This window comes from Pelagimonas sp., assembly GCF_058892305.1.
On the sequence record NZ_JBZXVN010000048.1, the window covers coordinates 57,463 to 83,191 of the forward strand.

Here is a 25,729-nt window from a genome sequence, read left to right on the forward strand (position 1 = left end):
ACTTTCGCAAATTGTAGCCTGAGGAGACACAGGATGGCTGATGGAGCATATGACGACCGTGACGGAAAAATCTGGCTGGATGGCGAGATGGTGGACTGGCGCGCGGCGAACGTACATATCCTGACGCACGGGTTGCATTATGCCAGCTCGGTGTTTGAAGGAGAGCGTGCATATAATGGCAAGATTTTCTTGTCGCGCGAGCATTCCGAACGTTTGCATTTTTCTGCTGGCGAGTTGGATTTCGAAATCCCGTTTTCCGTCGATGAAATCGAAACAGCGAAGGCCGAAGTTTTGAAGGTCAACGGTTTGACCGATGCCTATGTTCGTGCCGTTGCGTGGCGTGGGGCCGGCGAAGATATGGGTGTCGCTTCCGCGCGCAACCCGGTTCGACTGGCCATCGCGGCTTGGGAATGGGGCAACTATTATGGCGACGCGAAGTTCAAGGGGGCAAAGCTCGACATTGCGAAATGGAAACGCCCAAGCCCAGAGACGATTCCAGTACATGCCAAAGCCGCCGGTCTGTACATGATTTGCACAATCTCCAAACATGAGGCCGAGGCCAAAGGGTGTTCGGACGCCTTGTTCATGGATTACCGCGGCTATGTCGCCGAAGCGACCGGGGCCAACATCTTTTTCGTCAAAGACGGCGAAGTTCACACGCCCAAAGCCGATGTTTTCTTGAACGGGCTGACCCGTCAAACCGTCATCAAGATGTTGGAAGAAAAACAGATCAAGGTTCATCAGCGTCATATCATGCCCGATGAATTGGCAAGCTTTGAACAATGCTGGCTCACTGGTACCGCAGCCGAAGTCACACCTGTTGGCCAGATTGGCGACTACATGTTTGAGGTTGGTGACCTGACCAAAGATATTGTCGACAGCTACGAGAAACTTGTTCGGAGTTAAACGATTTGAAAACGCAAAGGGCGGGGATTTCCCCGCCCTTTTTCTTTGCCTGTATGGTCGCTCAGATCAAGGAACGCAGCATTGACGTATTGCCTTGGATGACTGAATTCAGCTCAACAATGCGTGCCAAACGTTGTTCAATTTCGTTTTGACAGGCGTCCAATTGATCCACGATCCCCGAAAGAGCTGTGCCGGAGTTGGACAGTGATGCGCTTTCAATTTTGCACATCATCCGGGTTGAACTCAGGCCGGTCACATATCGTTTCATATCAAGAACGCTGCGACCAAACCGCTTGGCCTCATTCTCAACACTGCTCAATGCTTCTGCGGTTTGTTCAAGATACTTCGCCCGCATTTTTTCAAGCATCTGTGTTTCTTGGCTGAGATCGATTTGCTCGGGGTATTCCCCCCCATTCCCTTTGAGGATTTCGATCATTTCCTGTTCCAATGCCATTGCAAAGCCAAGGAACTGCCCCTGCAAGATAGCGTCTCGAATACGGGCAAACACACAGGCATCCCCATCGACAAACGTCGATACCCAAGTCGACATCTCTTCGAGCATCTGACTGTAGTTCACTGAGATCGCGCTAATGGGACCGCCAGCGTTTTCCAGACGCGACGCAATAATGCGCATATTCATAGGAACCGTTCGGATCGCTTTGAAAGCTTCGGTCATTTCCGTAGTTTCAATTTCGACCTGTTCAATGGCCCGCGACATGTCCAAAAACCGTTTTTGCAGCTGATCAACGGGGCGGCCAAGGCTTCGAGCCCGCATTTCGCATTCGGAGGCGATCACAGTCGCCTGAAAAGCCGCGTAGTTCGAAAATCCGAGTTCAGCCAACTTACTTTGCAACATCTCCGCACTTGCCTTGGGCGAAAGGCCGCCCGCTTCCTCGGCCAGCATGTCTTGATAAATACCGTTGACGGTTTGCATATGCTCAGAGCTGGGCTTCATACGGGTTGAAACGAAACCGTCCCCCGCCGGCGACATAAGCGAAAAGACCCAGTAGAAACGTCCATCCTTACGCTTGTTTTTTACATAAGCTGCAACAGTTCGCCCCGCCTTGAGCTCATCCCAAGCGAACTGAAATACCCCCCTGGGCATATCAGGATGGCGGACAACTTTATGCGGAGCGCCAAGAAGTTCGTCCCATTCAAACCCTGCAACACGTTGAAAGATATTGTTGCCAGCCTCAATCACACCGCGTTCATCCGTCCGCGTATAAAAAAGCTCGGACAATTGAAACATCGCCTCTGAGGTGGTTGCTTTTGCCTCGGCAGCGAATTGCGGGTTCAGTTCGGTCATTACAGGTTCCTCGGACACGGGTTTCCCAGAAACATCCCCTGCAAGCCTTTCGAAAAAATGAAAACCGCAGGTCCGACCTTGGACCTGCGGCTAAAAATTTACCGACAATTGAATTTAATGGTGCGGTGTTAACTTGGGCTCATACCGCGCAGACGTTCGGAGCGACGGCGCAGAAGCTCAACTGTGGCAAGCAAACAGATTGAAATACCTACCAGAATTGTCGCAACCGCCAGAATTGTCGGGCTGATTTGTTCGCGCAAACCCGTGAACATCTGCCAAGGCAGCGTCTGTTGTTTGGCTGACCCGACAAAAATCACCACCACGACTTCGTCGAAGGATGTGATGAAGGCGAAGAGACCACCGGAAATCACACCGGGCAGAATGAGCGGCATTTGCACCCGAAAGAACGTGGTCACCGGATCGGCCCCCATATTCGCCGCAGCGCGGGTAAGCGAGCGGTCAAAGCCAACCAAGGTCGCTGTCACAGTGATGATAACAAAGGGAATTCCCAAAGCCGCATGCGCCAGAACAACGCCGAAGTACGTGCCTTGCAAACCAATCCGGCTATAGAAGAAGTACATGCCGGCCGCGGAAATGATCAGCGGCACAATCATCGGAGAAATCAGGATCGCCATGATTGCGCGGCGGAAGGGTACATGCGGTTGGCTAAGGCCAATCGCCGCCAAAGTGCCAAACCCAACCGATAGAATCGTCGCCATCGGTGCGATTTTGAGCGAGTTCCAGAGCGCCGTTTGCCAATCCTCTGAACTAAAGAAATCGCGATAGTGTTTAAGACTATAGCCTTCGGGATCAAGCCGCAGCATTTCAGGTGTGAAGGTAAAGAAGTCCTGAGCGTTAAAGCTCAGGGGCATCACCACAAGAATAGGTGTGATCAGAAAGGCAAAGATAAGCCCGCAGATCACCCGAAACGTATAATACCAAACCCGTTGGGGCATCGTGGCATAAGGAGGAATTCCGCTCATATCAGTTACCCTAGCTTTACGTTGTCGATGCCGACGATTTTGTCATAGGCCCAGTACAGGATCAAAACCACGGCGAGCAAGATTGCCCCAAGTGCCGCCGCAAGGCCCCAATTGAGCGAGGTCGAGATGTGGAACGCGATCCGGTTGGAAATGAACGTCCCGGTGGTGCCACCGACCAAGGCCGGGGTGATGTAGTAACCAATTGCCAAGATAAAGACGAGGATCGACCCGGCGCCGATACCCGGCACCGACTGCGGGAAATACACCCGCCAAAAGGCCGTCCAGTTTGTCGCGCCAAGCGATTTTGCCGCGCGCAGGTAGCTTGGTGGTATGGTCTGCATCACCGAATACATCGGCAGGATCATAAACGGCAGCAAGATATGCGTCATCGCGACCACGGTGCCGAATTGGTTGTTGATCATCACAAGCCGGTTTTCATCGGCCACCAGGCCAATCCAAACCAACACGTCATTGATCACCCCCTGTTGTTGGAGCATGATTTTCCACGCAGATGTCCGCACGAGCAACGAGGTCCAGAATGGCAAAAGCACAAGGATCATCAACATGTTCGCTTTGCGTGCAGGCAGATTGGCCAACAACCAAGCCACAGGATAGCCCAGCATGATACAGCTTAGGGTAATCATCAGTGACATCTTCATCGTCCGGCCGAACAAAATACCGTAGATTTGTTCATTTTCCGGGCGCACCTCGGCTCCATCGGGACCAACCCGCATATCAACAGCGTTCAGGTAATAGCCCTGTGTAACCGGCGGCGAATAGGTTTGGATCGTGCGCCAGACCGCAATATCCCCCCACCCCTTGTGCAGTTCGATCAGCTGGTCTTTCCACGGACCATCGGCGGCGGGATCCCACTTTTTGGCCTTGCGACCGGCTTTGCGGAACAGCGATGCAATACCGGGTTGTTCGTAATTCAAGCGCACACCAACTTTGGTGTGAGTCTTGGATTTGGCCGCATCATGAAGATCGGCCGCCATGGCCGCATAAACGGCTTCATCCGGAAGTTCCCCTTTTTCGGGATCCCAATCGGCCAAAGCCACAACAGTGCGCGGCAGGGTTTCAGACACGATGCCATTCTCGACCGAGCGGTACAGCATGTCCGCCACCGGGAGAATGAATGTCAGCAAGATAAACAGCAGCAGCGGTGCAATAAGCATCAACGCGCGCATTTTCTGACGCCGCAAGGCGCGGGCCAAAGATTTCTTTAACGGCGTGCCATCGGCCGCCAGCATAGGTTCAGCGTTGCTCATTATGCGCCCTCAACGACGTAGATTAGGCTATCGGCGGTGCGACGGCGAATATCGGCGACTTGCTGATAATCCGGGTCGTTATACGCCTCGAGCGCCTTTGCGTAGCTTTCAAATTCAATGACGACGTGGCGCTGGGTGGCCGGTGCGTCGCCTTCGACGGTTTGCGATTGCCCGCCACGGACCACAAAATTTGCCCCATAGCTCTCAAGGATCGGCGTGTCTTTGACGACGTACTCCTTGTAGGCCTCTGGCTCTTTCACTGTGATGTGAGCGATGATGTACCCCTTGGGCATAGATGGCCTCCGTCTGGTCGATCACCCGGCAGCGGACCGCCGGGTGAATATTGCTAGATGGGGTTAGGACCCACCTCCCGAATGGGATTACTTGGCCAACCAAGCCTGGAATTTCGCGTCCAGATCATCACGGTTGTCTGCCCACCATTCGTAGTCATAGATGTGCACGTTGCTGGCGTTTGCTGGATCGGTTGGCATATGTGGTGCCATGTCGATACCGAGCTCGGCGTGCTGACCAACCAGCGGAGCGGAGGATTTACGCGCCGGACCATAGGAGATGTACTTGGCCTGATCTGCCAGACGCTGCGTGTCGGTGGCGAACTTGAGGAAGTCCATCACGCGCGCTTTGCGGTCTGCTGGCAGGTTTGCAGGAACAACCCAACCGTCAAGGTCAAAGGACTGCATGTCCCAGAGCATACCAATCGGCTGGTTCTGCTCGGCGATGGCCGAGAACAGACGGCCGTTGAAGGTCGAGCCCATCACAACTTCGCCATCGGCCAAAAGCTGAGGTGTTTCCGCACCAGCAGTCCACCAAACAACTTGGTCTTTGATGGTGTCGAGCTTGGCCAGCGCCTTGTCTACACCTTCGGCTGTGCCCAGCGTGTCATAGATCGCCGACTTTTCGACGCCATCACAGTACAGAGCCCATTCCATGTTGTCGATCGGACGCTTTTGCAGCGCGCGCTTGCCAGGGTAGGCATCGAGATCAAAGATAGCGCAGATGTCTGTCGGAGCGTTATCGCCAACAAGATCGGTGCGGTAGCCGAATGTGGTCGAGTAAACGATCTGAGGTGCAAAGCACTCGGAAACCAGCAGGTCGCCGAAATCTTCGGAAGCCTTGGTGCCATCAGGCGCATCGGCCAGATCGGCATCAGCGTCCAGTTCCATGGCCAGACCTTCGTCGCACAGACGCATGGAGTCAGAGGCGACAACGTCAACCAGATCCCAAGTTACGTTGCCGGTTTCGTCCATGGCGCGCAGCTTAGCAACCGCTTCGCCCGAGCTTTCGTCCCATGTGACTTTGACGCCGGGGTTGGCCGCCAAATAGGGTTCGACATAGGCTTTGTGCTGGCTGGCTTGGTACGCGCCACCCCAAGACACAAGTGTCATTTCCATTGCCATATCTTCGGCAACAGCTGCGCTCGCAGCCACGGTCAGAGCCGTTGTCGCCATAAGAGTTTTGGTGAGTTTCATGAATTACTCCCTTAGTTACCCGTTTGATGAGTGGAAGTCAGAGCACGGGCAGCACATCTGACCTCTCTACAAGACTCCGCACCGCAGTGAGTGCGGAGCTATTCCAATTATATCGCGTCCAAAGCCCGGCAGTCTTCGGGTAGCCAGCCAATGTCGATCATTGTACCTGGCTCAAGCTTGACCTGATCCGGTGCGTTCCGTGTTTTGATGATGAAATCATCATTTCCGGCCACGCGCAGACGGGTGCGGAAAATGTCACCCATGTAAATGAATTCAAGCACTTCTGCCTTGAGCGTATGCGCGCCCTCTTGGAGGCGATCCTTGTTGATCTCAACCCGCTCCGGGCGGATCGACACGCGGGTTTTTTCGCCAACCTTGGTCACATTGACCGGCGTCGCATCAAGCTCTTCGCCATCATCGAGGCGCACAACACAGGTGTCCCCCTTGATTTCAGTGACAACACCTTCGAGGGTGTTATTTTCACCGATGAACTGCGCAACAAAACTGTTTTCTGGCTTTTCGTAAAGCAGATCAGGCGGAGCCAACTGCTGAATACGACCATCGTTGAACACCGCAACCCGGTCTGACATGGTCAAGGCTTCGGTTTGGTCGTGTGTCACGTAAACCGTTGTAATGCCAAGTTCATGGGCCAGATGGGTGATCTCGAACTGCATCTTTTCCCGAAGCTGCTTGTCCAGCGCGCCAAGCGGTTCATCCATCAAAACCAACTCGGGTTCGAACACCAATGCACGGGCCAGAGCGACACGCTGCTGCTGACCACCTGACAGCTGGGCGGGACGGCGGCCACCAAAGGCCCCCATCTCAACCATATCAAGCGCGCGTTTCACTTTTTCTTCGCGCTCGGATTTGCCCATTTTACGCACCTCAAGCGGAAAGCTGAGGTTCTCGGCAATCGTCATATGTGGGAACAGCGCGTAGTTTTGGAACACCATGCCAATGCCGCGTTTGTGCGGCGGAATGTTGTTGATGCTGACACCATCCAAAAGGATATCCCCATGGGTCGCCGTTTCAAAGCCGGCCAACATCATCAGGCATGTGGTTTTGCCAGACCCCGAGGGCCCAAGCATCGTCAAAAATTCGCCCTTAGGCATCGAGAGGTTCAGATCTTTGACGACGAGCACCTCACCGTCATAACTCTTTTGTACGCGTTCAAACGCGACAAACGCGTCGCTGTTTCCCGAATCGGCCAAAGGCACACTCCCTATGTATCCGCGGATTTTCTCCGCTGTCTTAAGGGCAAACTAAACCCTGTCCGGGCAGACGTTGCAACCTGTTCATAAAAAAATGCTCTGACAATTGGCGTTTACGGGTCATGCGCGCAGATTTGCGGCATTTCGCGGCGTAATCCGCCACATTAGCTCTCCAAAACAGAACAATTTCCCAACACCGATTCTTTGTGCCCCCTGTATTTAGCGCTAACGCACAATCGGTCACGCGAGAGTTTTGGAGACAATCACCTTGGTTCCGGGGGGGGCGATTTGCACAATTTTATGAAAATGATCCGGTCGAAAGGCAATACAACCTTCGGTCGGGTACCCCGGTCGGCGCCACCGATGAAGAAAAATTGCCGATCCCCGCCCCGGTTCGGCATTGGGCCAGTTCCAATCGGTCAACAATATCAAGTCATATAGTGGGTCAGCGCGGCGCAGGGTTTCATGGCTCGGCTTATAGGGGGCACGCACCAGTTGGTTGTAGCCCGCATCCCGCTCATCATCAGACCACAAATCGCCCGGACGAATGGGTAAAGCCCAAGGAGCCGGACGGGCCAGCCGATCGGGCCGGTAGAGAAGGCCAACAATCCGGTGGGTCCCAACAGGCGTGGCACCATCACCTTCTCGTTTGTCCGTCCGAATACCACCTTTGCCAATGGTACACGGCCACATTCGTCCGCGAAACCGCAGCCCCATTCGGGTCAAAACCATGTCAGGCATGATCGCTCCTTATAGCAGATGGCCAGATTTTGCCGCCTTGACCGCAAGGTAGTTGGCGTTCTCATCGGTTTTGCCAACCTTGAGCGGCACCCGTTCGGTTACCGCGACGCCACAGCGTTCCATCATCGCGATCTTTTTGGGGTTGTTGGTGAGCAAACGCACGCTCGAAAAGCCAAGCTTTTGCAAGATTTGCGCTCCAAGGCGGAAATCACGCTCATCATCTTCAAACCCAAGCCGGTGATTGGCCTCTACCGTATCAAACCCCTGATCCTGCAAGGCATAGGCGCGCATCTTGTTGGCAAGGCCAATACCCCGCCCCTCTTGGTTGAGATACAACAACACGCCGGCACCGGTGTCGCCCATCGCCGCCAGCGCGGCGTTCAATTGCGGCCCGCAATCACATTTCAAAGACCCCAAGACATCGCCGGTGAAACAAGCCGAATGCAGCCGCGCCAAAACGGGCTTGCTGCGATCCGGGCGACCAATTTCGACGGCATAGTGTTCCTCGCCGCCATCCTCGGGGCGGAAAATATGCAGCCGGGCATTGTGGGCGGCCTGCAAGGGTACCCTCGCCGCCACCACATTATTCAGCGTTGCTAATTCCATGACATGGGGCGTTGCCGCCTCACCGGGGATCAAGGTGAGGTCCTCGCGCGCCGCTAGGGCAATCGCCTCGCCGGTATCTTGGACCAAAACCGCAGGAAGCAAGCGCGCCGATTTCACCAGTGTGATCGCCAATCGGTGCAAATCGCAGTTGCCATCGCGGCGTGTGTGCAATGGCCCCTTCATCGGGACGCGCAAATCGTCCGCCGGATCCGCCAAGGCCTGAACCCAATCCAATTGCGCCCCATCCGGAAGAACAACACGCGCCACATCGCCATCATAAGCCCGCGCCTTGAGCGTTTCGGCCCGCCGTCCGGTCAGAACCAAATCGACCGAACCTGTGCTGCGCAACAGCTCGAACCGATCATGACCAGCCGTTTCAGCCGCCATCACAATCAAAGCCTGCCCGTGCCCGGTTAGGATCACAGGTACGCCCATGCGCAGATCGGCCCGCGCACGCGCCAGAATATCGTTTAGCTCCGGTCCCAGCCCCAAGGCCTTATCTCCTTGTAACAATTCGGCCTAAATCCTGAAACATTCACCCAGATCGGACACGAGCGCGTGAAGTGGTTGCAGCAATCCTTGTCGAGGTGCCAAAATGAGCACATCTGCCCAAAAAGGCAACACGGGAGCCCAGCAAATGGCACAGCTTAAGAACATCCTTTTGGTCGATGACGACGACGACCTGCGCGAGGCATTGGCCGAGCAATTGATCATGACCGAGGATTTTGAGGTCTTTGAAGCCGAAAATGGCGCAAATGCCATGGCGCGTGCCAAAGAGCAGATTTACGATCTTGTTATTCTTGACGTTGGGTTGCCCGATATGGACGGCCGCGAATTGTGCCGCCTGATGCGCAAACAGGGCGTCAAAGCGCCGATCCTGATGCTAACCGGGCATGATACCGATGCCGATACCATCTTGGGCCTTGATGCCGGTGCCAATGACTACGTCACCAAACCATTCAAGTTCCCGGTTCTTTTGGCGCGCATCCGTGCCCAGCTGCGTCAGCACGAACAATCCGAAGACGCCGTGTTCACCGTTGGCCCATACACGTTCAAACCATCAATGAAGCTCTTGGTGACCGAGGACGACCGCAAGATCCGTCTGACCGAGAAAGAAACCAACATTCTGAAGTTCCTCTATCGTTCGACCGAAGGCGTCGTGCCGCGCGATATGCTGCTGCATGAGGTGTGGGGGTATAACGCCGGGGTCACCACCCACACGCTGGAAACCCACATCTATAGGCTGCGCCAAAAGATTGAGCCCGATCCCTCAAATGCCCGATTGTTGGTCACTGAATCGGGTGGATATCGCCTAGTAGCTTAAAATTAACCCTTTTGGCCTAGTGTTAACTTAGTTGACCCAGATCAAAGAGGTACGGCCAGTGTATCTTTATTAAGGTCAAGAACAGTTCCCGTCGCATGTGCGGGTTATCACATGCACCTCCCTGTTGGACTAAGCCGGGCCTTTGTGCCCGGCCTTTTTTTGCCCAATCGATGCCCCCCTTAGGCTGGTGCCAAACCCGCGTCGTGCGCATTGCTCCAAGCGTCTTCGGCTTCCTTTTCCATACGCGCCGCCCATGCTTCACCAAGGTCAATCAGAATGCCGTGGAAACTGGCCTTGGACAGCGTGAACATCGTTATGGCTGCCAACGCACCGCCCTTGGGTGTCACCTTGATTTTGATCGAGAACACCGGCGCATCCACCCCCTGCTCCAACAACCAAGTGCCATGCAGTTTGGCAAAGGGATAGGGGTAATCCTTGGCCTCGGTGTTGATGCGGAAACTATAGGATTTGCCGTCCTCATAACCGTCACACACCTCTGTCCAGCTTTCAGCCTTGGGGCCTTCACAACGGCGGATCATACCCAACCCCTCACCTTCCAAAACTTCGCTTTTGTAAATGTTATTAGCAACTTCTGAGTAACGGTCATGGTCGGTCATCACCCGCCATACAACCGCTGGCGGGGCCTGTACCGGGCGGCTCAGTTCGACGATGATCACGCCCTTGCGCAATGTCACAGAAACCTTTGATAGACACTCGGGCAAACGCCCTGCGCCGACCCATTGCCAAAGCGCAAACCCCGCAACGATCAAAGCCGCGTCAACAGCCATCAAGCGCCCGGCAGATGTCCAGATATCAGCGCCAACAGTGACAAAGATTGCCGTCGCCAACACCCAGAAAATATCAGCCACGACGACCTCATTCACCCGCCGTGTTGATAGGTGCTTGCCCTTGACCAACGCGGCCAAAAGCCCGGCAAACCCAAGCAGTCCAAGGCCAAGCGCAACCGCCGCACCCTTGCCCCACCCCGCAGGATCAGAGAGAATAGTCCGCGCAGCAGTATCGGGCATGGCCAACAACAGCCCGCCACAGAGAACCGAAAAAGTGGCATTCGCCCCAAGGGCCCATTTGGCCATCGTACTTTTACTCATAGCGTTTCCTTTCGCGACGTATGCGGCAAGGTTTCGCTATTGCGATGCGCTCAATCAATTACCTCAGAGGTCATGGTTTAGACGTCGAATTCGTCTAGGTAAATCCGCACAGCATCTTGAACATGCCGAAACCGATCCCCGCCAAGATGCTTGCCACCATACCAACGCGTGACAACGATGATGTGATTGCGCAGCTCTTCACGTTCAAGCATCCGTAAAATCACCATACCGGCACCGCTTTCGCCATCATCATTCTTCAACGGCGCGACATCCGTCAAACAGGCCCAGGTATTATGAGTGGCTTTGGCAAATTTCTTGCGGCGTTTCAGCTCTTTGAGAAAGGCCTTGGCCTCAACCTCCGAGGAACATGGTCCGCCCGAGACCGCGTAACGCGATCCGCGGTCCGAGATGATATTTTCCAGAACGTTCATACCCCCGGCCTAGCGGCGCGCGCCGGACCAAACAAGCCCCAGAAACGATTTGGGGGCCTTGGACCCCTGCCCAAAGCCCCCGCGGCGCATCCCGTGAGTGTGTAAAAGGAACCGCAACCGATGCGATCTTTTGACACAAGAAAAATACGCTTTCAGGGGTAAACAAAACCTTAACTTCCCCCCTGACTATCCGTCAGGATAGGGGCAACCGTGACCAACATCCGTGACATCGTCATCGTTTAGATTTGCAGCCCCTTGGGGCGAATACGATCGCAATTCCCAGACCGAGACTATTCTTGGAGCGCATTGATTTTGCGAGGAGCCGGACGTGGCAAGGCTGACCAAACCCCGACACAATAAACGCATTTAAAATCAGATCATTACGCCAAGTCCGACGCCTGCGTCTTGGTGCTGTTCCCTAGATTTCCCCGCAACCGCAGGATTTGATCGCGCAAGTCTGTAGCTTGCTCTTGCCCGAGATCTGTTTTTGCGAAAAAGCATTGTGCAGCCTGCTTGGCCGCCGTCTGCATCTCTCGTCCGGCTTGCGTCAAACAAATGCGCACCACTCGTTCATCCTTGGCGCTACGCTGACGAGTCACGAGCCCTTTGCCCTCCAAGCGTTTCAAAAGCGGTGTGAGCGTATTGGTTTCCAACATGACCTGCCGCCCCAATTGACCAACCGTCACATCGTCTTGGGACCAAAGAGCCATCAAGACAATGTATTGCGGATAGGTAAGCTTGAGCGGAGCCAACAATGGTTTGTAAGCCTGCTGCATCGCCTGCGCCGACGAATACAAGGCGAAACAGATCATTTCTTGGGGGGAGAGGTTTTCCATAGCTTAGAAATAAATCGTGCACGACATGATCGCAACCCTGTTGACTCATTTCGTCAATTGGCCATTTATATCGTACACGACTTATTCAAGGGCGATACTATGATTGTAGACACAAAGTACTGGACAGATGCCTATGCCACCGGCGGTGGGCGCAATGGGCTTGCAGGGTTGGGAGACGGGGCGTTGACCGCCACGATGGCCTCTCCGGTTGAACTGGGCGGATCGGGTAAAGGTCGCAACCCCGAGGAATTCTTTGCCTTGGGCTATGCCGCTTGTTTTCTGGGCGCGATGCGTTTCGCGGCACAAAACGAGAATCTTGGCGACGTCCCGGATGACACCAAAGTCACCGCACATGTCGGTGTTGGCCCACGTAGCGACGGTGGGTTTGGCATTCAGGTGAAACTAGAGGTCGCCATGCCCGGTGTTGAGACCGCGACAGCGCAGACCATTGTGGACCGCGGCCACTTTATTTGCCCTTATTCCAATGCGACCAAGGGCAATATCGACATCGAAACCACACTGGTTTGATGTGATCCATCTAACGAAAAAGGGCTCCCATCAGGGAGCCCATTGACTTTTACAAACGCGACAGAATTACTCTGCGTCGTCTTTTTGCTTCTTAGGCTCAGGAGCCTGCTCTTCGCCGGTGGCCTGATCAACCATTTTCATGGCCAAACGGACTTTGCCGCGATCGTCAAAGCCCAAGAGCTTGACGAAGACTTCCTGACCTTCTTTCAGAACGTCCGAAGGATGGTTTAGGCGGCGGTTTTCGATCTGGGACACGTGGACCAGACCGTCGCGCTTGCCAAAGAAGTTCACAAATGCGCCGAAGTCGACGATTTTGACAACTTTACCTTTGTAGATCGCGCCTTCTTCGGGCTCAGCGACGATCGAGTGGATCATCTCATAGGCCTTCTTGATGCTTTCGCCATCTGGCGATGCGATCTTGATGATGCCGTCATCGTTGATGTCAACTTTGGCACCTGACACTTCGACGATCTCACGGATCACTTTACCGCCAGAGCCGATAACTTCACGGATCTTGTCGGTTGGAACCTGCATAGTCTCGATGCGTGGCGCGTGAACACTGAATTCACCCGCTTCGGTCAAGGCATTCGACATCTCGCTTAGGATGTGCAGACGGCCGGCTTTGGCCTGAGCCAAGGCTTTGGACATGATTTCAGGTGTAATACCCGCAACCTTGATGTCCATCTGCAGCGAGGTGATGCCGTTTTCGGTACCGGCCACTTTGAAGTCCATGTCGCCGAGGTGATCTTCGTCACCCAAGATGTCGGACAGGATCGCGTAATCGCCATCGTCTTCCAGAACCAGACCCATCGCAACACCGGCAACCGGCGCTTTGAGCGGAACGCCAGCGTCCATCATGGACAGCGAACCACCGCAAACCGACGCCATCGAAGACGAGCCGTTGGATTCAGTGATCTCAGACACCAAGCGGATGGTGTATGGGAAATCCGTTGCCGCAGGCAGAACCGCCTGAAGCGCGCGCCAAGCCAGCTTGCCGTGACCGATTTCGCGGCGGCCGGGGCCAGACACACGACCAACTTCACCAACCGAATAGGGAGGGAAGTTATAATGCAGCAGGAAGTTGGATTTGAAGTTGCCATGCAGTGCGTCGATGAACTGTTCGTCGTCACCGGTGCCCAGCGTGGTCACAACAAGACCCTGTGTTTCACCACGGGTGAACAGAGCCGAACCGTGGGTCCGTGGCAGCAGGCCAGTTTCCGAAACGATCGGACGGATTTCATCCAGAGCACGACCATCAATACGACGACCATTTTTGACAACGTCACCGCGCAGAACAACCGACTCCAGCTTTTTGATTGCCGAACCAAGGTTCGCATCTTCAAGCTGCTCTTCGGTCAGACCTGCAAGGATGGCGTCTTTGGCTGCGGACACGGCGGCAACACGCTCTTGCTTGTCGGTGTTGGCATAGGCGGCGCGCATGCCTTCTTCGCCAGCGGCTTTGACAACTTCGTAAAGCTCTGAATAATCAGGCGCTTCGAATTCGAACGGCTCTTTGGCGGCATCTTCGGCCAGATCAATGATCAGGTCGATAACCGGCTGGATCTGCTCGTGGGCGAAAACAACAGCCCCAAGCATCTCTTCTTCGGTGAGCTCATACGCTTCGGATTCAACCATCATCACGGCGTCTTTGGTACCGGCAACAACAAGGTCGAGACGCTGCTCGGGGTTGTTACGCAGCTGATCCATGTCTTCGACGGTTGGGTTCAGAACGTATTCGCCCTCTTCGAAACCAACACGGGCACACGCGATTGGGCCACGGAATGGTGCACCGGAAATGGTCAGAGCAGCAGAGGCCGCGATCATCGCAACAACGTCAGGGTCGTTAACAAGGTCGTGGCTCAGAACGGTACACATGACCAGAACTTCGTTTTTGAAGCCGGGCACAAACAGCGGGCGGATCGGACGGTCGATCAGGCGCGCGGTCAGTGTTTCTTTTTCGGTTGGGCGTGCTTCACGCTTGAAAAAACCGCCTGGAATTTTACCGGCGGCGTAGTATTTCTCTTGGTAGTGAACGGTCAGAGGGAAAAAATCCTGACCCGGCTTTTGCTTGCGGGCAAATGTCACGTTCGCCATGACGCTGGTTTCGCCCAGTGTCGCGATCACGGTACCGTCTGCCTGACGGGCAACCTTGCCGGTTTCCAGTGTGAGCGTTTCTTCGCCCCACTGCATGGATTTTTTGGTTTCTTTGAACATCATCGTATCCTGTCTGGGAGCACTCCCGGCCCTCCGGGTCTCCCGTTTGCATGACGGCCCCATTGCCGCCGACCCCTTCATCCTGTCATGCGCCGGGGTCAATGCGTCACGTCTCAGATGGCGCGTCCATAGCCGAAAGGGAGCCACTTGTGAACCCATCGTGAAATCCCCACCACCAAAAGGCCGATTTTCGCGCCTTTGCTGGACCAAAGCGCCCGTTTGCGTCATCCTATGCGACAACGTTTTGTTGCGGAGGTCCCATGCGTCGTATCCTTTTTGTGTTGTCCCATCTCGTTGCGGTTGGGTTTGGCTTTGCCCTTGGGGTCTACCTGTTGCCGGTTTTGACCGCGCCACCCGCGCCCGACATGGCGATGCTCGAAGAAAAAGCCAAAACGGCCAGTTTCAGCGGCACTTTTGATCGCGACCGCGCCGGAAGTGATTTCTTGCATTGGGGCGAAGGCACAATCAGCCTGTCCGACACGGACATCGTGCATATGGGAAAATTGGCTCCGGGGCCGGATTACATGCTTTATCTGACAAAGGAATTTGTCGAAGACGAAGCCGGGTTTGACGCCATCAAAAGCCAATCCGCCCGCATCGGGGGCGTCAAAAGCTTTGACGGTGTGATCCTAACTATTCCGGACGGTATTGACGTGGCCGACTACACCACCGTTGTCATCTGGTGCGAGGCCTTTTCAGAGTTTATCACCTCGGCCAAATATCAATAGTTGCCGCAATAACGGCACCAATAGCCGCAGAACCACGACCAATTTCCCCCTGCCAATACCCGTCTGGCGTGTTAACAGGCGTTTGAAACTCAGATTTCCGGGACTGTTATGAATATTCTGCAAATTGCGTCGTTGTTGATCGTTATGGCCGGGGTTTTCGGCACCATTAACTATCTGTTCCTCAAACTGCCCTCTGCCATTGGCATTTTGGTCGTGGCCTTGCTCGCCTCGATGGCGACGATGGGCTTTGATTTGATTGTTCCCGAATGGGGCATTTCCGATCAAGTGCGCAGCGTCGTCCTAGGCATTGATTTTTCTGATGCCCTGCTCGAAGGCATGTTGGGATTGTTGCTCTTTGCCGGGGCGCTGCATGTCAAGCTGTCGGACCTCAAAGCCGTGTGGCCGACCGTTTTGTCGATGGCCACAATCGGGGTTGGTTTGTCCACCGCGATTGTGGGCTTTGGCTTTAGCTGGATGACCGGGGCGCCGATCATGATCGCGCTGGTGTTTGGCGCGCTCATCACCCCCACCGACCCGGTCGCGGTGCTTGGCGTTCTCAAAGAAGCCAACATGCGCAAGTCTTTGGAGACTCAGATCGCCGGGGAAAGCCTCTTTAATGACGGTGTTGCCTATGTGGTGTTTCTGGTCCTCGTCGGCCTTGCCTTCCCAAGTGACGCCCATCACGCCAATGGAGCCGCCGCCGTCGCGACGTTGTTTTTCCAAGAAGCCTTTGGCGGTGCCATTCTAGGCATCGCGCTTGGCTGGCTTGTTTTCCGGGTGATGCGTTTGATTGACGACTATTCGCTTGAGGTTCTTTTAACCTTGGGACTGGCCTTTGGCGGTTATGAGTTGGCCATCTGGCTACATGTCTCCGCCCCCATCGCCGCCGTTTGTGCCGGCCTACTGATCGGCGATATCGGCGCGAAACACGGCATGTCGGGAGAAACCCGCGAATATGTCGACAAATTTTGGGTGTTGGTCGACGAAATCCTGAACGCAGTTCTCTTCCTGCTGATCGGGATCGAGGTCTTTGCAGTACAGCTTGAGCAAAGCTATTTGCTCACCGGCGTCATGTCGATTGCGCTTGCCTTGGTTGGCCGTCTGGCGGCCGTTGCCGTGCCGGTCTTGATGCTCAAACCCTTCCGCACCTTTGGCCCCGGTGTCATTCAGATCATGACATGGGGCGGTCTTAAGGGCGGTATCTCGGTGGCCTTGGCGCTTTCCCTGCCTGAAAATGAATGGAAACCGCTGATCCTCACCACCACCTATGTGGTCGTTGTGTTCTCGATTATCGTTCAGGGCCTCACTGTTGCGAAACTGGCCAATAAGGTCGGTCGCGAACCTGACTTGGTCTAGTGGTTAAATCCTTGCGGCTGGCAGGCTCCTGACAGTTTCTGCCAGCCTCTATCGGTAAGCCGTGCCCATAACCTCATGAAAGGCACACATATGCTTACCCTGTTCCACGCGCCCATGTCCCGCTCCACCCGATTGGTGACGTTGGTTGATGAGCTGTCCGCGCGTAACGCTGTCAATATTCGTATCGTCAATGTTCAACGACGCGACGGCCAAGGGGCCGTTGACCCCGACAACCCACATCCCGAAAAGAAGGTGCCGGTTCTTGACCACGATGGCACGGTGATCACGGAAAGCATCGCGATTGCGATTCATCTATGCGATCTGTTCCCTAAGGCGGCCATGATGCCAGAGGTCGGCACGCCTGAGCGCGGGGCCTGTCTTCAATGGCTGGCTTGGAATGCCGGGGTTGTCGAACCTGTGTTGGTCGCCAAACTCTCCGGGATCGAGCACCCTGGCCTGCAATCCTCGTTCCGGGGCTGGAATGAGGTGATCACCCGTCTTGAAACGGCGTTGGACGGGAACGATTGGTTGATGGGCGACAGGTTCACAGTTGCCGACATCATCGTGCATTCGTCCTTTTCGTGGATGCCCGATCTTTTGCCGGATCACACAGGCATTCAGGATTGGCACAATCGCATGATGGCACGCCCTGCCACGCAACGCGCATGGCAAGATGATCAAGTGTTGATCGAAAAGATGTCCTAAACAAAAACGCCCGCTCTAGTCCAGAGCGGGCGTTTCTATATCTACAAGTTGGGCGAACCCAGCTTGGCTTAGCGGCGGATGCCGAGGCGCTTGATGAGGTCCTGGTAACGGGCCACATCTTTGGCTTTGGTGTAATCCAGCAGCTTACGACGCTGAGCAACCAACTTGAGAAGACCACGACGTGAGTGGTTATCTTTCTTGTGGGTTTTGAAGTGCTCGGTCAGTGTCGAGATGCGCGAGGTGAGGATGGCAACCTGTACTTCGGGCGAACCAGTGTCGCCTTCTTTGGTGCCGAATTCTTTCATCAAGCGTGCTTTTTCTTCGGGCGTAATCGACATCGGGGTCTCCTTTCAGAAGATAAAGGTTATGGCGCAAGCCGGGATGTCGTCCAGCAAGGCCCGTGGAGATACCCGCAAAAGCGGATGGCTGCGCATACGCGATTCCTGATCAAAAGAAAAGAGTGTTTGTTGGGGCCGACCCCAATATGTCATAGTGGATTAAGCGACAGCCAACTCGTCGGCCATGCTTTCACCAACAAGCACAACGGCGTCGACAGACGGGGCGTTTTCGCTGGCCATTGTGGCCAGAACCGTCCCATCAACAACAACCTCGGTCATATTTGGATCATCGGCGGACACGCGAATGTCGAGCTCCGGGTCTTCGTCGCCCATGCTATCATCATAGACGATGACAAGCTGATCTTCGCTATTGTTGTAATCCATGAACTGCGCGGCCTCGCCGGTGATCCAATCGCCAAGTACAAAGGTATCGGCCCCTTCGCCAGCGGTGACAATATCACCAGACCCGGCCGCAATAGTGTCATCACCATCGCCACCGTTTAAGAAATCCTGATCATCAATGTCTTCGCCGGTCTCGCCGCGCACAACACCATTGACCAAATCGTTGTCAAACCCGCCAAAGAGCGTGTCCGACCCCAATCCACCATGCAGGGTGTCGGCACCTTCGCGACCGCCAAGGGCATCGTCGCCAATGCCACCATCCATCAGATCATTGCCAAGCCCGCCAACAAGGTGGTCGTCGCCGTCCCCGCCTTGCATCGCGTCGTCCCCATGATGACCATAAAGATCATCATCGTCATCGCCGCCGTCTAAAAGGTCGTCGCCACCTTCGCCATGCAGGGTATCGTTGTCATCTCCGCCCAGAACCGTATCCGTCCCGTCGTTGCCGTGAAGTTCGTCGTCATCGCCGCCGCCTTCAATAACGTCGTTGCCGTCCTTCCCGATCAGAACATCAGTATTGTCCGAACCGGCCATGGTGTCATCACCTTCCGAACCGCTTTCGACCAACCCCATTTGTTCAAAGAGCGATCCAGACTGTTCTTCAGGCTGTTCAGGTGTTGTTTCTTGAGTTTGGCCATCGTCCTCGGGTATTTCGTCCTCAGACGCGGTTGTGCTAACCACAACCACAGAGCCAAGGGCCATCATCCCAAGAAGACCAGCAAGAAAAAACATCGTATCCAACCTCACACGGAGCCATCTGGAATATCCCAGATAGAACCGTTTCAATCAATGAAATTCGCGACCTGTGGTTAACACCTGCCTTCTGAAATTTATGGCAATTTCATCAAAACGTGAATTGGTCACACTCCCCATACCGACAGTCAACAGGCCAGGGCACCGGTTGGGTTGCATATGAAACATATAGCGGATGGCGCGGATGGCCCTCTTTGGTCAAACCGAGATGGCGCACATCTCCTGTCAACTCGGGCGCAACCTTTGCCCCCTGCCCCAGCAAAGCCCCATGCGTTCCCCACCCGGCAATCGTCATCGCACAGCACCCGGACCAATCACGTAACAACGCGGCATTTTCCGGTCCTTCGGGATCGGAGGCCTTGCGCAATTCCGTCGGCAAGGTCGCGCGATAGGCAAACAGATTGGCAATCCGCAACCCGCCAAACCCCAGTTGCATGGCGCGCCGTTGGCACCGTTCAATCGTCGGATCGTTCTTTTCTTCGGTCGCTGTTGACGGGTTGAGCATCACAAACATCAACTCGGGCCCCGCCGCCCAAATCCGCCGCAACCCATAGCGATAGGTCTCGCAAGGCGAATAGAAAGCGGTGCTGCGCTGGCTGTCTTGGTCGGCATGGCGTTCGATCATATCGGCAAGCTGCCCAATGCGCGGCAGAGGTTCAAGACCCGTTGACAGTTTGGACATCATGAGGCCCATTAACGACGCGAGAATAGCAGGACAAAACCATGAATTTTGACATGATCACCGCCGCCGCCGCGCGGGTCCAAGGCCATGTGCGCCGCACGCCATTGTTGTCATCCCCGGCGCTGGACGCCATCGCCGGCAAGCGCATTTTGGTCAAGGCAGAATGCCTGCAACACACCGGAAGCTTCAAGTATCGTGGTGGCTGGTCCGCCGTTTCGGCGTTAGATGAAGAAACCCGCAAAAAGGGTGTGATCGCCTTTTCGTCGGGCAACCACGCCCAGGGCATCGCCGCTGCGGCTCGTGCCTTTGGCATCCCTGCGGTGATTGTCATGCCCGCCGACGCCCCCGCCCTCAAAATCGAAGGCACCAAGATGCTTGGCAGCGAGGTGGTCCTGTACGATCGTGCCGGTGGTGAAGATCGCGAAACCATTGGCAAAAATCTTGCTAAAAAGCGTGGTCTCACCTTGATCAAACCCTATGACGAACCCGAGGTGATCGCCGGGCAAGGCACCTGCGGCCTCGAAATCGCAGAGCAAGCGGCAGAGTTGGGTGTCACAAAGGCCGGTGTTTTGGTGTGTTGCGGAGGAGGCGGCCTCACCTCCGGGATCGCGCTTGCGCTCGCGACCACGGCTCCGGATATGCGCGTTCACCCCGCCGAACCCGAAGGCTATGACGATGTGGCGCGATCCTTGCAGAGCGGCACGCGGGAACGCAATGCCACCGAAGCCGGTGGTTTGTGTGACGCCATCCTCACCCCAATGCCCGGTGAGATCACCTTTCCGATCATGTCGCGACTTTGTGGTCCCGGATTGGTGGCCAGCGAAGCCGAAGCCCAAAAAGCCATGGCGCTGGCCTTTCGCCACCTCAAGGTGGTCGCCGAACCTGGCGGAGCCATCGCCCTTGCCTGCGCTTTGTTTCACGCCCAAGAGATCGAAAGCGACACGATTATCGCCACGATTTCAGGCGGAAATGTTGATCCTGAGACCTTCACACGCGCGCTACAAACACTGTAGAAAAAGCGGCAGGTTTAGTCGTCCAACTGACGCGCTTCGTCGACCAACATCACCGGAATGCCATCTCGGATCGGAAAAGCCAGCTTGGCCGCGCGGCTGACAAGCTCTTGCTTCTCCGCGTCATAAGTCAAACCGCCTTGCGTCACCGGGCAAATCATCGCCTCTAACATCCGGCGGTCAATTGTGGTCTTCGGGCTCATTGAATCAAATCCTCTTCTCCGCCACGCAGAGAATATTCTATCAGTGTTACAAGGGTTTCGCGGCGGGTCGTCAAAGACGGAGCCTCTAACAAGGCTTGCCGGTCCTCCGGGCTTAGGTCCAACAACATCGACAAGGAATTGATCAACAATTCATCATCTGCCTCTTTCAGGGTCGGCCAATCGACCGACAATTCCTGAACATCGAAATAACGTTCCAACAAGCCCATAAAACCCCGGCGATCAAAACCGCGATCGGCCTCTGCGCCCTCGCGGTCCCTCTCAAACCCATCCCAAGACACCCGACAGCGCCGGTAGGGTTGAAAGCCCTCAAGTTCTTCGACCACGCGGTAGCGCGAGACGCCGGACAAGGTGACCATATATCGCCCGTCTTCGGTTTCCGAAAACTGCGTAATCCGCCCGGCACAGCCGATGCTATGAAGACGCGGTTCTTGGGTTTCTGGGGTCGGACAGGGTTGGATCATGCCGATCAACCGCGTGTCCGATTTCAACGCATCATCCAGCATCGCAAGATAGCGCGGTTCAAATATATGCAACGGCAAACGCGCCCGGGGCAACATCAATGCACCCGGAAGCGGAAAGACCGGTAAGGTCTGAGGCAGGTCTGTGAGACGTGTCATACCCGTCAATCTAGCGCAGGTGCGGCTTTAGGCAAAGATCATCGAGCTAAGCTTGCGCCGCCCGTTCAAAACCACCGGATCGTTGGGCTTGAGCGCGTCAAAGATCGTGAACAATTGCGTCTTGGCCGCACCGTCATTCCATTCGCGATCACGGCGGAACAATTCCAACAACTGCGCGACGGCGTTTTCGGCATCGCCATTGGCATGCAAGGCCTGAGCAAGGTCAAACCGCGCCTGATGGTTGTCCGGCTCGGCCTCAACGGCGGCGGTCAACTCCGCCACAGGACCGGCATCAGCGGCTTGTTTGGCCAGCTCAAGTTGCGCATGGGCGGCTTCAAGCTCGGGGGCATTGGAAATCTCAGCAGGCGCGCCATTCAGGATCGCTTCGGCCTGATCGAGATCATCAAGCGCCAGATGCGCCTGAACCATGCCCGCATAGGCGCGCGCATTATTGGCATCTTCGCCAAGGATTGCAGCATAGGTCTGGGCGGCGTCCGACGCCTCGCCTGCTTCTAGCATTTCGTCTGCGGCATCCAATGCCGCATCAAGACCACCAGAGGCATCCCCGCCACCGGCTTCGACGACACGATCAACAAAGGCTTTGATCTCAGACTCGGGCACCGCGCCTTGGAAACCATCAACCGGCTGCCCCTGCCAAAAGGCATAGACCGTCGGGATCGACTGAATCTGCAATTGACCGGCGATCATCTGTGCCTCATCGACATTGATCTTGGCCATTTTAACCGCGCCATTGGCTGCCGTCACCGCCGCCTCAAGCTGGGGCCCAAGCGTTTTGCACGGCCCACACCACGGGGCCCAGAAATCAACGATGACCGGGGTCTCCATCGAGGCATCAACCACCTCTTTCATGAAATCCGCTTCGGTGACATCCTTGATCAGATCATTTGCCGCCGGTGCGGCACCACCCAGTTCCAACATAATCATTTCCTCCGCCAGTTGCGGTTGCGTTGCATGCTAGATGGCGCAGGACGGCGTTGGTTGCAAGGGTTGGAGCGCAGCGGCGTTGGTCGAAGCCTTTTTCAAGCTTGAATGCCCCACCCATCGCGACAATCCCTCTGGCCGTAGCACTCTGAAATTTGGGTGTAATTTCGACAAATTGGGCCCCCATCCCAAACCACCCCTTCAATCACGGCCCCCAAAACAGCGACGCTATGACACTTTGGAGGGCACACAGGGCGTTTTCGTCTCCCCCTGCATCGGTCCAGTTATCAAACCCTGATTGGGTAGCAATAGCATTACACGCAAACCAAGCACCCGACGTCTTGGCAAGCAATAGCGCTCCTATCTTGATGCGGTCCGTTATTTGCTTTCACAAAGTTGGAAGCCGGATTAGTCACCGGTATCTGGACTTCTGAGGAAAGAACACATGGCACAAAAATCTACTATTTATAAAGTCGACCTTTCCGTGTCCGATATGGATCGTCATTATTATGAAACCCACAAACTAACCGTTGCCAAACATCCGTCTGAAACAGACGAACGGATGATGCTGCGCCTTGTTGCCTTTGCCTTGAATGCCCATGAACATCTGGAATTGACCAAGGGGCTTTCAAATGATGATGAACCGGATATTTGGCAAAAAAGCCTAAGCAATGAGCTTGAACTTTGGATCACCCTTGGGCTCCCAAGTGAAAAGATAGTGCGCCAATCCTGTGGCAAAGCCGATGATGTGATCATCTATAGCTATGGAGGCAAAACAGCCGATATTTGGTGGGACAAAATCAAGAACAACACCACCCGGTTCAACACCCTAAAGGTGGTCAATTTTTCGGAAACGGACACACAGGCATTGGCCCAATTGGCTAGCCGGACGATGAAGCTACAGGTGAATATTCAGGACGGTGAGGTGATGGTCAGTGAAGGTGACACAATTCTCTATGTCACGCCGGTCATTTGGAAAAATAAGGACGACTGATGGCGCATCTTGATAGGAACGGTCGACACACGCCAGCCTCTCTTCAAACGCCCGATGCCTCTGCCCAAGACACTTTGGCCGATCGCGTTCGGGCGTATCTTTGCGGGCTACTCCCGCAAGACGCCCCCGTCACGTATCAGGCTCTTGCCAAAACCCTTCAGGTTCCTCCGCCCAACACGATCAATCAACTCACAGTGGCATTGGAAGACCTCATTGCCGAGGACGCTGCCGCTGGGCATCCTTTGATCGCAGCGATGGTGATTAGCCGCTTGCGCGGCGGGCTGCCCGCACCGGGGTTCTTCGAAAGCGCACGACGGTCGGGGCGCCATTTCGAAGATCCAGCAAGCTTTCACGCTGCCGAACTCGACGCATCCCTCAAGTATTGGTGCACCTGCACCCCAGTTGCAAAAGATCGCTAAAACTCCTTCGGTCGTTCAAGCCCGCAGGAGCAGCACAATCGCGACGAAATCAGGCGCATTTGTCGGGCCCACTGAAAAGTCGCCAACAAGGGATGGTGATTTGACGGCGTGATGCCTGCGACCTTACGGTCTGGGTCATTTCGCTCTCGGCGAAACTGGTTCCACGGTGCCCCCTCACCTAGAGCGAACTCGCTACACCGGGTTTTGACACGTTTTCCACTGGCGCCATTTAGGGAACGCACCAGGCTCGCCTTTGGCGCCATCAAACAAACAACACCCAGCCCCCCGCACCCGTTTGCAATCGCTCTTGGCGGACAATCCGGCAAGCCCATAAAAAAGGGGGGCGTAACCCCCCCCTTTTCCAAAGTCTTGTCTTGCGTGATTAGCCGCCAAAATCATCAAGCATGATGTCTTCCCGGTCGACGCCCAGCTCCAACAACATGTTGATAACCGAGCTGTTCATGATCGGAGGACCACACATGTAGAATTCGCAATCCTCAGGGGCCGGATGGTTCTTGAGATATTCTTCGTAGAGAACATTGTGGATGAAGCCGGTATAGCCATCCCAATCATCCTCGGGCATCGCATCCGATAGGGCCACATGCCATGTGAAGTTGGGGAATTCCTTGGCCAGCTCGTCGAAGTCATCGACAAAGAACATCTCGCGCTTGGAACGCGCACCATACCAGAAGGTGATCTTGCGATCTTTGTTCTTCAGGCGTTTGAGCTGATCAAAGATATGGCTGCGCATTGGGGCCATGCCGGCACCACCACCAATAAACACCATTTCTTTTTCGGTCTCACGCGCGAAAAACTCGCCGAACGGACCCGAAATGGTCACTTTATCACCCGGCTTCAGGTTGAAGATATAGGACGACATCTGGCCCGCGGGAATACCAGAAGACCCGGGTGGTGGGCTGGCCACGCGGACGTTGAGCATGATCATGCCCTTTTCATCCGGATAGTTCGCCATGGAATAGGCGCGCTCGACCGGTTCTGTCACGGTCGATTCATATTGCCAAAGATTGAACTTGTCCCAATCTTCACGGTACTCTTCTTCGACGTCGAATTCCGTGTATTTCAACTGGTGCTCTGGGGCCTCAATCTGGATATAACCACCGGCGCGGAAATTCACATCTTCGCCCTCGGGCAGGTCCAAAACCAAGGCCTTGATAAAGGTTGCCACGTTTTCGTTTGAGCGAACCGTACATTCCCATTTTTTGACGCCAAAGACCTCTTCGGGAACTTCGATGTTCATGTCCTGTTTGACGGCCACCTGACAAGACAGGCGATCGCCACAGGCCGCTTCGCGTTTGGTGATGTGGCTTTCTTCGGTCGGCAAGATCGACCCGCCGCCCGAATGCACCCGCACACGACACTGCGCACAGGTACCGCCGCCGCCACAGGCCGACGGCACAAAGAGCTTTTCCGCCGCCAGTGTTTGCAACAGCTTCCCACCGGCCGGAACCGAGATGGTCTTTTCACCGTTGATGGTGATGTCCACATTGCCCGTGCTCACAAGTTTGGAGCGCGCGGCCAGAATGATCATCACCAAGGCGATGACGATCAAAGTGAAGAGAAGGACGCCAAGTCCGAAAGTCGCCATGTC

27 protein-coding genes and 1 pseudogene are annotated in these 25,729 nt (G+C 55.1%); 9 read left to right on the top strand and 19 right to left on the bottom strand.

What is annotated here, in order from left to right; translation table 11 throughout:
• The first annotated feature begins 33 nt into the window (after positions 1-33).
• Positions 34-906, top strand: coding sequence for a branched-chain amino acid aminotransferase (locus AC5EFR_RS19285; RefSeq protein WP_493577366.1), 873 nt, complete (start codon positions 34-36; stop codon positions 904-906).
• Between the two features lie 61 nt (positions 907-967).
• Here the strand turns inward: AC5EFR_RS19285 and AC5EFR_RS19290 are convergent, their stop codons facing one another.
• From AC5EFR_RS19290 to ribA, 8 genes and pseudogenes are all read right to left on the bottom strand, one after another.
• Positions 968-2,212 (bottom strand): PAS domain-containing protein, encoded by a 1,245-nt coding sequence (locus AC5EFR_RS19290; protein WP_493577367.1) that lies wholly within the window; start codon positions 2,210-2,212, stop codon positions 968-970.
• Positions 2,213-2,340: 128 nt separating this feature from the next.
• Positions 2,341-3,186: pseudogene (locus AC5EFR_RS19295) on the bottom strand (ABC transporter permease); the annotation flags it as partial.
• Between the two features lie 14 nt (positions 3,187-3,200).
• Positions 3,201-4,463, bottom strand: coding sequence for an ABC transporter permease (locus AC5EFR_RS19300; RefSeq protein ID WP_493577368.1), 1,263 nt, complete (start codon positions 4,461-4,463; stop codon positions 3,201-3,203).
• Entirely contained in the window at positions 4,463-4,756 is a 294-nt protein-coding gene (locus AC5EFR_RS19305; RefSeq protein ID WP_493577369.1) for a DUF1330 domain-containing protein, read from the bottom strand. The genes AC5EFR_RS19300 and AC5EFR_RS19305 overlap by 1 nt, the downstream gene beginning before the upstream one ends.
• 87 nt (positions 4,757-4,843) lie before the next feature.
• Positions 4,844-5,950 carry an extracellular solute-binding protein gene (locus tag AC5EFR_RS19310; protein ID WP_493577370.1) on the bottom strand — a complete coding sequence of 369 codons (1,107 nt, stop codon included), beginning with the start codon at positions 5,948-5,950 and terminating at the stop codon, positions 4,844-4,846.
• Positions 5,951-6,057: 107 nt separating this feature from the next.
• The gene (locus AC5EFR_RS19315) at positions 6,058-7,161 is read right to left on the bottom strand and encodes an ABC transporter ATP-binding protein (RefSeq protein ID WP_493577371.1); all 1,104 of its coding nucleotides are present in this window, start codon (positions 7,159-7,161) and stop codon (positions 6,058-6,060) included.
• Positions 7,162-7,401: 240 nt separating this feature from the next.
• Positions 7,402-7,902, bottom strand: a complete 501-nt coding sequence (locus AC5EFR_RS19320) for a L,D-transpeptidase family protein (RefSeq protein ID WP_493577372.1) — start codon at positions 7,900-7,902, stop codon at positions 7,402-7,404.
• A 9-nt stretch (positions 7,903-7,911) separates the two neighbouring features.
• The gene (ribA, locus tag AC5EFR_RS19325) at positions 7,912-9,000 is read right to left on the bottom strand and encodes a GTP cyclohydrolase II (protein ID WP_493577373.1); all 1,089 of its coding nucleotides are present in this window, start codon (positions 8,998-9,000) and stop codon (positions 7,912-7,914) included.
• A 145-nt stretch (positions 9,001-9,145) separates the two neighbouring features.
• On the opposite strand from ribA, the gene AC5EFR_RS19330 reads away from it, so the two are divergent.
• Positions 9,146-9,832, top strand: a complete 687-nt coding sequence (locus tag AC5EFR_RS19330; protein WP_299922814.1) for a response regulator transcription factor — start codon at positions 9,146-9,148, stop codon at positions 9,830-9,832.
• Positions 9,833-10,011: 179 nt separating this feature from the next.
• Here AC5EFR_RS19330 and AC5EFR_RS19335 read toward each other — a convergent pair whose 3' ends face one another.
• From AC5EFR_RS19335 to AC5EFR_RS19345, 3 genes are all read right to left on the bottom strand, one after another.
• A complete protein-coding gene (locus AC5EFR_RS19335; protein WP_493577374.1) occupies positions 10,012-10,941 on the bottom strand; it encodes an SRPBCC family protein in 930 nt (309 codons plus the stop codon).
• 77 nt (positions 10,942-11,018) lie between these two features.
• The gene (locus tag AC5EFR_RS19340; RefSeq protein ID WP_493577375.1) at positions 11,019-11,372 is read right to left on the bottom strand and encodes a YigZ family protein; all 354 of its coding nucleotides are present in this window, start codon (positions 11,370-11,372) and stop codon (positions 11,019-11,021) included.
• Between the two features lie 380 nt (positions 11,373-11,752).
• Entirely contained in the window at positions 11,753-12,208 is a 456-nt protein-coding gene (locus AC5EFR_RS19345) for a MarR family winged helix-turn-helix transcriptional regulator (RefSeq protein WP_493577376.1), read from the bottom strand.
• 99 nt (positions 12,209-12,307) lie between these two features.
• Here AC5EFR_RS19345 and AC5EFR_RS19350 point away from each other — a divergent pair, with 99 nt between their 5' ends.
• Positions 12,308-12,736 carry an organic hydroperoxide resistance protein gene (locus AC5EFR_RS19350; protein WP_493577377.1) on the top strand — a complete coding sequence of 143 codons (429 nt, stop codon included), beginning with the start codon at positions 12,308-12,310 and terminating at the stop codon, positions 12,734-12,736.
• A 66-nt stretch (positions 12,737-12,802) separates the two neighbouring features.
• On the opposite strand, the gene pnp is transcribed toward AC5EFR_RS19350, so the two are convergent.
• Positions 12,803-14,950, bottom strand: coding sequence for a polyribonucleotide nucleotidyltransferase (gene pnp, locus AC5EFR_RS19355; RefSeq protein WP_493577378.1), 2,148 nt, complete (start codon positions 14,948-14,950; stop codon positions 12,803-12,805).
• Positions 14,951-15,210: 260 nt separating this feature from the next.
• Here pnp and AC5EFR_RS19360 point away from each other — a divergent pair, with 260 nt between their 5' ends.
• The 3 genes from AC5EFR_RS19360 (at position 15,211) to AC5EFR_RS19370 (ending at position 17,739) form a co-directional block, all read left to right on the top strand.
• Entirely contained in the window at positions 15,211-15,678 is a 468-nt protein-coding gene (locus AC5EFR_RS19360) for a DM13 domain-containing protein (protein WP_493577379.1), read from the top strand.
• 108 nt (positions 15,679-15,786) lie between these two features.
• Entirely contained in the window at positions 15,787-17,034 is a 1,248-nt protein-coding gene (locus AC5EFR_RS19365; RefSeq protein WP_493577380.1) for a cation:proton antiporter, read from the top strand.
• 75 nt (positions 17,035-17,109) lie between these two features.
• On the top strand, positions 17,110-17,739 hold the full coding sequence (locus AC5EFR_RS19370) for a glutathione S-transferase family protein (RefSeq protein WP_493577381.1): 630 nt from the start codon (positions 17,110-17,112) through the stop codon (positions 17,737-17,739).
• 68 nt (positions 17,740-17,807) lie between these two features.
• Here AC5EFR_RS19370 and rpsO read toward each other — a convergent pair whose 3' ends face one another.
• From rpsO to AC5EFR_RS19385, 3 genes are all read right to left on the bottom strand, one after another.
• Positions 17,808-18,077: a 30S ribosomal protein S15 gene (gene rpsO / locus AC5EFR_RS19375; RefSeq protein WP_493577382.1), complete on the bottom strand. Its 270-nt coding sequence runs from the start codon at positions 18,075-18,077 to the stop codon at positions 17,808-17,810.
• Positions 18,078-18,236: 159 nt separating this feature from the next.
• Positions 18,237-19,211: a calcium-binding protein gene (locus AC5EFR_RS19380; protein ID WP_493577383.1), complete on the bottom strand. Its 975-nt coding sequence runs from the start codon at positions 19,209-19,211 to the stop codon at positions 18,237-18,239.
• A gap of 112 nt (positions 19,212-19,323) precedes the next feature.
• Entirely contained in the window at positions 19,324-19,857 is a 534-nt protein-coding gene (locus AC5EFR_RS19385; RefSeq protein WP_493577401.1) for a DUF1643 domain-containing protein, read from the bottom strand.
• A 98-nt stretch (positions 19,858-19,955) separates the two neighbouring features.
• Here AC5EFR_RS19385 and AC5EFR_RS19390 point away from each other — a divergent pair, with 98 nt between their 5' ends.
• The gene (locus tag AC5EFR_RS19390; protein ID WP_493577384.1) at positions 19,956-20,927 is read left to right on the top strand and encodes a threonine ammonia-lyase; all 972 of its coding nucleotides are present in this window, start codon (positions 19,956-19,958) and stop codon (positions 20,925-20,927) included.
• 14 nt (positions 20,928-20,941) lie between these two features.
• Here the strand turns inward: AC5EFR_RS19390 and AC5EFR_RS19395 are convergent, their stop codons facing one another.
• The 3 genes from AC5EFR_RS19395 to trxA are packed head-to-tail and all read right to left on the bottom strand — an operon-like array spanning position 20,942 to position 22,704.
• Complete coding sequence (locus AC5EFR_RS19395; RefSeq protein ID WP_493577385.1) at positions 20,942-21,127, bottom strand: Trm112 family protein; 186 nt, start codon at positions 21,125-21,127, stop codon at positions 20,942-20,944.
• Positions 21,124-21,765: an LON peptidase substrate-binding domain-containing protein gene (locus AC5EFR_RS19400; RefSeq protein WP_493577386.1), complete on the bottom strand. Its 642-nt coding sequence runs from the start codon at positions 21,763-21,765 to the stop codon at positions 21,124-21,126. Before AC5EFR_RS19400 ends, AC5EFR_RS19395 begins: the two co-directional genes overlap by 4 nt.
• Positions 21,766-21,792: 27 nt before the next feature.
• A complete protein-coding gene (gene trxA / locus AC5EFR_RS19405) occupies positions 21,793-22,704 on the bottom strand; it encodes a thioredoxin (protein WP_493577387.1) in 912 nt (303 codons plus the stop codon).
• A gap of 448 nt (positions 22,705-23,152) precedes the next feature.
• Here trxA and AC5EFR_RS19410 point away from each other — a divergent pair, with 448 nt between their 5' ends.
• Positions 23,153-23,701 (top strand): YaeQ family protein, encoded by a 549-nt coding sequence (locus AC5EFR_RS19410; protein ID WP_493577388.1) that lies wholly within the window; start codon positions 23,153-23,155, stop codon positions 23,699-23,701.
• Positions 23,701-24,120 carry a hypothetical protein gene (locus AC5EFR_RS19415; protein WP_493577389.1) on the top strand — a complete coding sequence of 140 codons (420 nt, stop codon included), beginning with the start codon at positions 23,701-23,703 and terminating at the stop codon, positions 24,118-24,120. Before AC5EFR_RS19410 ends, AC5EFR_RS19415 begins: the two co-directional genes overlap by 1 nt.
• A gap of 382 nt (positions 24,121-24,502) precedes the next feature.
• Here AC5EFR_RS19415 and nqrF read toward each other — a convergent pair whose 3' ends face one another.
• Positions 24,503-25,726 carry an NADH:ubiquinone reductase (Na(+)-transporting) subunit F gene (gene nqrF, locus AC5EFR_RS19420; protein ID WP_493577390.1) on the bottom strand — a complete coding sequence of 408 codons (1,224 nt, stop codon included), beginning with the start codon at positions 25,724-25,726 and terminating at the stop codon, positions 24,503-24,505.
• Between the last annotated feature and the right edge of the window lie 3 nt (positions 25,727-25,729).

What these genes read in the sequence shown, in the direction of transcription:
- AC5EFR_RS19385 (WP_493577401.1), bottom strand. Translation starts at nt 19,857, where the DNA reads ATGATCGAACGCCATGCCGACCAAGACAGCCAGCGCAGCACCGCTTTC.
- AC5EFR_RS19285 (WP_493577366.1), top strand. Translation starts at nt 34, where the DNA reads ATGGCTGATGGAGCATATGACGACCGTGACGGAAAAATCTGGCTGGAT.
- AC5EFR_RS19360 (WP_493577379.1), top strand. Translation starts at nt 15,211, where the DNA reads ATGCGTCGTATCCTTTTTGTGTTGTCCCATCTCGTTGCGGTTGGGTTT.
- AC5EFR_RS19415 (WP_493577389.1), top strand. Translation starts at nt 23,701, where the DNA reads ATGGCGCATCTTGATAGGAACGGTCGACACACGCCAGCCTCTCTTCAA.
- AC5EFR_RS19395 (WP_493577385.1), bottom strand. Translation starts at nt 21,127, where the DNA reads ATGAGCCCGAAGACCACAATTGACCGCCGGATGTTAGAGGCGATGATT.
- AC5EFR_RS19330 (WP_299922814.1), top strand. Translation starts at nt 9,146, where the DNA reads ATGGCACAGCTTAAGAACATCCTTTTGGTCGATGACGACGACGACCTG.
- rpsO (WP_493577382.1), bottom strand. Translation starts at nt 18,077, where the DNA reads ATGTCGATTACGCCCGAAGAAAAAGCACGCTTGATGAAAGAATTCGGC.
- AC5EFR_RS19380 (WP_493577383.1), bottom strand. Translation starts at nt 19,211, where the DNA reads ATGTTTTTTCTTGCTGGTCTTCTTGGGATGATGGCCCTTGGCTCTGTG.
- nqrF (WP_493577390.1), bottom strand. Translation starts at nt 25,726, where the DNA reads ATGGCGACTTTCGGACTTGGCGTCCTTCTCTTCACTTTGATCGTCATC.
- AC5EFR_RS19305 (WP_493577369.1), bottom strand. Translation starts at nt 4,756, where the DNA reads ATGCCCAAGGGGTACATCATCGCTCACATCACAGTGAAAGAGCCAGAG.
- AC5EFR_RS19400 (WP_493577386.1), bottom strand. Translation starts at nt 21,765, where the DNA reads ATGACACGTCTCACAGACCTGCCTCAGACCTTACCGGTCTTTCCGCTT.
- AC5EFR_RS19365 (WP_493577380.1), top strand. Translation starts at nt 15,787, where the DNA reads ATGAATATTCTGCAAATTGCGTCGTTGTTGATCGTTATGGCCGGGGTT.
- AC5EFR_RS19310 (WP_493577370.1), bottom strand. Translation starts at nt 5,950, where the DNA reads ATGAAACTCACCAAAACTCTTATGGCGACAACGGCTCTGACCGTGGCT.
- AC5EFR_RS19390 (WP_493577384.1), top strand. Translation starts at nt 19,956, where the DNA reads ATGAATTTTGACATGATCACCGCCGCCGCCGCGCGGGTCCAAGGCCAT.
- AC5EFR_RS19410 (WP_493577388.1), top strand. Translation starts at nt 23,153, where the DNA reads ATGGCACAAAAATCTACTATTTATAAAGTCGACCTTTCCGTGTCCGAT.
- trxA (WP_493577387.1), bottom strand. Translation starts at nt 22,704, where the DNA reads ATGTTGGAACTGGGTGGTGCCGCACCGGCGGCAAATGATCTGATCAAG.
- AC5EFR_RS19370 (WP_493577381.1), top strand. Translation starts at nt 17,110, where the DNA reads ATGAAAGGCACACATATGCTTACCCTGTTCCACGCGCCCATGTCCCGC.
- AC5EFR_RS19290 (WP_493577367.1), bottom strand. Translation starts at nt 2,212, where the DNA reads ATGACCGAACTGAACCCGCAATTCGCTGCCGAGGCAAAAGCAACCACC.
- pnp (WP_493577378.1), bottom strand. Translation starts at nt 14,950, where the DNA reads ATGTTCAAAGAAACCAAAAAATCCATGCAGTGGGGCGAAGAAACGCTC.
- AC5EFR_RS19320 (WP_493577372.1), bottom strand. Translation starts at nt 7,902, where the DNA reads ATGCCTGACATGGTTTTGACCCGAATGGGGCTGCGGTTTCGCGGACGA.
- AC5EFR_RS19300 (WP_493577368.1), bottom strand. Translation starts at nt 4,463, where the DNA reads ATGAGCAACGCTGAACCTATGCTGGCGGCCGATGGCACGCCGTTAAAG.
- AC5EFR_RS19350 (WP_493577377.1), top strand. Translation starts at nt 12,308, where the DNA reads ATGATTGTAGACACAAAGTACTGGACAGATGCCTATGCCACCGGCGGT.
- AC5EFR_RS19345 (WP_493577376.1), bottom strand. Translation starts at nt 12,208, where the DNA reads ATGGAAAACCTCTCCCCCCAAGAAATGATCTGTTTCGCCTTGTATTCG.
- AC5EFR_RS19335 (WP_493577374.1), bottom strand. Translation starts at nt 10,941, where the DNA reads ATGAGTAAAAGTACGATGGCCAAATGGGCCCTTGGGGCGAATGCCACT.
- AC5EFR_RS19340 (WP_493577375.1), bottom strand. Translation starts at nt 11,372, where the DNA reads ATGAACGTTCTGGAAAATATCATCTCGGACCGCGGATCGCGTTACGCG.